Origin of the sequence: Halorubrum sp. SP3 (assembly GCF_005435195.1) — an archaeon.
Classification (GTDB): Archaea; Halobacteriota; Halobacteria; order Halobacteriales; family Haloferacaceae; genus Halorubrum; species Halorubrum sodomense.
This window is the reverse complement of record NZ_SGTU01000757.1, coordinates 1-221: the sequence shown is the minus strand read 5'-3', so window position 1 is coordinate 221 and position 221 is coordinate 1. Positions and strand designations below refer to the sequence as shown.

Annotated in this window: 1 protein-coding gene; it reads right to left on the bottom strand. The window is 63.8% G+C overall.

Annotated features, from left to right (window positions below):
- On the bottom strand, window positions 1-221 hold a 221-nt coding region (locus EXE42_RS18150), incomplete at both ends, for an ABC transporter permease subunit (RefSeq protein ID WP_137707150.1).

Here is a 221-nt window from a genome sequence, read left to right as displayed (position 1 = left end):
CATCGCGCCGAGCACGAGGAAGACGGTGGTGTACCGGAAGGTGTCGCTCGCGACCTGATTGGCCAGGTAGTACAGCTCCGGGACCGTGATGAAGCCCGCCAGCGACGAGTACTTGATCAGGTAGACGAACTCGTTCGTCCACGAGGGGATCGCGTAGCGGAGCGCCTGCGGGAGGACCACGTGGTATATCGACTCCAGCTTCGAGAGGCCGATCGCCCGCC